Below are 3,301 nucleotides of genomic sequence, written 5' to 3'. Positions count from 1 at the left end.
GACGATCTGGCGCAACACCTCATACTGTCCCTCGTTGATCTTCTTTGGCCGACCACCTTTCGACATCGTTGCGCGCCTCGTTCTTGTAAACTCGCGCAAGAATATCGGCCAGGTAGATTTTGTCTATACCCTCTCAGGGCTTGGCCGAGAAGCGGTAGCCGACCCCGCGCACCGTCTGCAGCAGGCGATCGTGGTTGCTCGCCTCCAGGGCCTTGCGCAGGCGGCGGACATGCACGTCGACCGTGCGCTCCTCCACATAGACCTGATCGCCCCAGACCTGGTCGAGCAACTGGGAGCGGCTGAAGGCGCGCTCGGTGTGGGTCATGAAGAAGTGCAGCAGCCGGTACTCGGTCGGCGCGACCTCGACCGGCTGGCCCCCGACGCTGACCCGGCGGCTGATGTGGTCGAGGTGCAGCCCGTCCACCTCGACCGCATCGGCCGCATCGTCCGGCCGGGTGCGGCGCAGCACGGCGTTGACGCGGGCGACCAGTTCCCGGGGGGAGAAGGGCTTGGCGATATAGTCGTCGGCCCCGGTGTCCAGCCCCTTGATGCGGTCCTCCTCCTCGCCGCGGGCGCTCACCATGATGATGGGCAGGGCCCTGGTCTTGGGGTTTTGCTTGAGCTGCTGGGCCAGTTCCAGGCCGGAACGCCCGGGGAGCATCCAGTCCAACAGCATCAGGTCCGGGTCCTCGGCGGCCAGGAGGCGGCGCGCCTCGTCCGCGTGGCCCGCCTCCAGGCAGCGAAAGTCCGCGCCCTCGAGCGCGAAGCGGATCACCGCGCGGATGTCGGGCTCATCGTCGACGATCAGGATGCTGGCCATGGTGCTTGGGTCCCCGTGGGGTCCGGTTGGGTGCGGTCGCGTTGGCGCAATTGTATTTCCGGGCGGTTACGGTTCAATGACGGTGCGCGGCCCGTCGGCGAGTCCGCCGCCGGCGCGGCGTCCGGCATCTTGGCCACGCGCTTGGCGAACGCGCTACAATCGACGCCTCATGAACGGTAAGCGCCTGATCGAAATTACCCTGGCCCTGGTGCTGTGGTACTTCCTCGCCGGTCTCGTCTTCGAGCGCGTGCTCGCGGTCCTGCCGCCCGGATACGACCGTGAGGCATTCTTCCTCGCCGGTGCGGCCCTGCCCTGGTCGGTGCTGCTGCTTGGGTTTCTGGAGCCGCCCCATTCGGCGCTCGGCGGCGTGGTTCAGCAGGCGCTGTTTCTGGTCCTGACCGGGTTCGCCATCGCGCTCAATGCCTGGCTGGTCGATCAGGTGGTGGTACAGACCTGGCGCCTGGTCCGCATCCGCACGGCCGCGGGGCGGCGGCGCGACACTCGCAAGCGCACGACGCCCCTGCCGCCCGGCGGCGCCCCGCCTGAGCGCACGGTGCCCTCGCCACCGCCCGGGCGCGGCCTCCCGCGCGTCCCAGCACCATCCTCCCCCACAAGTCCGCAAAGGACGCGGCAAGATACCATGAGACCTCGCGCATTCATCCAGGACCTGCCGGCCGGGGACCGGGCGCGCCATACCCGGGAATGGGGCGATCACGCGGCGCTGACCCGGCCGCCCGCGCGCGACCAGACGTGAATCCGCGGGACAACCCCGCGCGCGGTCTGCGGCTGCGGCCCGCGGACCTCCCCGGTGGGCTGCGGACTCCGCCCCTGGCGCTCTATATCCACACCCCCTGGTGTCTGCGCAAATGTCCTTACTGCGACTTCAACTCCCACCCCGCGGGCGTCGCGCCGCCCTTCGCGGACTATGTGGCACGGCTGCTGGCGGACCTGGAGCAGGACCTGTGCGAGCCCGCGGCCGGGCGCCCACTGACCAGCATCTTCATCGGCGGCGGGACCCCGAGCCTGTTCCCCGGGACAGCCATCCAGCGTCTCCTGGATGGGGTGCGGGCGCGCACGGCAGTGGCGCCGGACTGCGAGATCACGCTGGAGGCCAATCCCGGCGCGGCCGATGCCGCGCGCTTCGGTGCCTACCGGCAGGCCGGGGTCAATCGTCTGTCCATCGGGGTCCAGAGCCTGGATGCCGGGATGCTGGCGCGGCTCGGGCGTATCCATGACCCGGCAGCGGCGCGCGCCGCCATCGGTGCCGCCCGTGCCGCCGGTATCGACAACCTGAACCTGGACCTGATGTTCGCCCTGCCGCAGCAGACCCTGGCCCAGGCCGCGGCGGACCTGGCGGCCCTGATCGAGCTGGCGCCCGCGCACATCTCCTATTATCAGCTCACCCTGGAGCCCGACACCCCCTTCCACCGCGCCCCCCCGCCGCTCCCGGACGGCGACCTGGCCGCCGACATGGCCGCCGCCGGGCGGGCGCGGCTGGGTGAGGCGGGGTACTCCCAGTATGAGGTCTCGGCCTACGCCGGCCCCGGGCGGCAGTGTCGGCACAATCTCAACTATTGGCGCTTCGGGGACTATCTGGGGATCGGGGCCGGCGCCCACGGCAAGCTCACCGACCCGCGCTCCGGGACCATCCGGCGCACCGCCAAGTGGGAGCGACCGGCGCTTTACCTCGCGTCACCGCCAGCGGCCTTGTGCAGCAGCACGCGCGACCTGAGCGACGCCGACCGGGTCTTTGAGTTCGCACTCAACGCCTTGCGGCTCACGGCGGGGTTCGAGCGGGGGCTCTTCACGGCCCGCACCGGGTTGCCCTGGTCGCGGATCGAGCCGCTCGTCGCCGCGGCGCTGGCCGATGGGCTGCTGGCGGTGACCGCCGATCGCATCCTGCCCACTGAACTCGGCCGCGCCTTCACGGACGACCTGGTGACGCGCTTCCTGGGGGACGACGACCCCGATCAGGGCCGCGGCACGGTTGCGGGACAACACGCGGGGTGATATCGTGCCGCGTTCGGCGTTCCCCCCAGATATATAGCGAGCCCGTGCAGGGCGAGAAGGGTCATCATGAAAGAAGGAATCCACCCCGCCTATGGCGACGTGAAGGTGGCGTGCAGTTGCGGCAATGAGTTCCAGACCCGCTCCACGCTGGGTAAGGACGTGCATATCGAGGTCTGCTCCGCCTGCCATCCGTTCTACACCGGCAAGCAGAAGATCGTCGACACCGCCGGACGCGTCGACCGCTTCCGCCGCAAGTACGCGCGCTAGACGGCGCGCGTTCCCGCGCGCGCCGTCTTCCGGTGCTGCGCACCTGGAGGACCTGCTCGGTCCCAGGCCCCGGCGCGGCGTACCGAAGGCGCCCTAACGCGCGACGGTGCCTGCTGTTGCGCGGTGCCGGGCGGATGCCCGCAGGGCGATCCGCCATGGCGCCGACGCCGAAGATGGCGGAACCGCTGCGCGTTCCGCCCTACG

General features: G+C 70.2%; 4 protein-coding genes. 3 read left to right on the top strand and 1 reads right to left on the bottom strand.

Translation table 11 applies throughout. The annotated features are described in order from the left end of the window. Positions 1-133: 133 nt before the first annotated feature. The gene (phoB, locus tag QZY48_RS15915; protein ID WP_295432585.1) at positions 134-820 is read right to left on the bottom strand and encodes a phosphate regulon transcriptional regulator PhoB; all 687 of its coding nucleotides are present in this window, start codon (positions 818-820) and stop codon (positions 134-136) included. A 169-nt stretch (positions 821-989) separates the two neighbouring features. Here phoB and QZY48_RS15910 point away from each other — a divergent pair, with 169 nt between their 5' ends. The 3 genes from QZY48_RS15910 to rpmE all read left to right on the top strand — a co-directional run bounded on the left by QZY48_RS15910 (position 990) and on the right by rpmE (position 3,097). Continuing rightward, complete coding sequence (locus tag QZY48_RS15910) at positions 990-1,574, top strand: hypothetical protein (RefSeq protein WP_295432582.1); 585 nt, start codon at positions 990-992, stop codon at positions 1,572-1,574. Continuing rightward, a complete protein-coding gene (gene hemW / locus QZY48_RS15905; protein WP_366929709.1) occupies positions 1,571-2,830 on the top strand; it encodes a radical SAM family heme chaperone HemW in 1,260 nt (419 codons plus the stop codon). The genes QZY48_RS15910 and hemW overlap by 4 nt, the downstream gene beginning before the upstream one ends. Positions 2,831-2,896: 66 nt before the next feature. Then, the gene (gene rpmE, locus QZY48_RS15900; protein WP_100919076.1) at positions 2,897-3,097 is read left to right on the top strand and encodes a 50S ribosomal protein L31; all 201 of its coding nucleotides are present in this window, start codon (positions 2,897-2,899) and stop codon (positions 3,095-3,097) included. The last annotated feature ends 204 nt before the right edge of the window (positions 3,098-3,301 follow it).

Origin of the sequence: uncultured Thiodictyon sp., from assembly GCF_903828115.1 — a bacterium.
Taxonomy (GTDB): Bacteria; Pseudomonadota; Gammaproteobacteria; order Chromatiales; family Chromatiaceae; genus Thiodictyon.
The sequence above is the reverse complement of the archived record's forward strand: the minus strand, read 5'-3'. Positions and strand labels throughout refer to the sequence as shown.

Bases quoted from the DNA above. Each gene is read 5' to 3' on its own strand.
- phoB (WP_295432585.1), bottom strand. From the start codon at position 820: ATGGCCAGCATCCTGATCGTCGACGATGAGCCCGACATCCGCGCGGTG.
- QZY48_RS15910 (WP_295432582.1), top strand. From the start codon at position 990: ATGAACGGTAAGCGCCTGATCGAAATTACCCTGGCCCTGGTGCTGTGG.
- rpmE (WP_100919076.1), top strand. From the start codon at position 2,897: ATGAAAGAAGGAATCCACCCCGCCTATGGCGACGTGAAGGTGGCGTGC.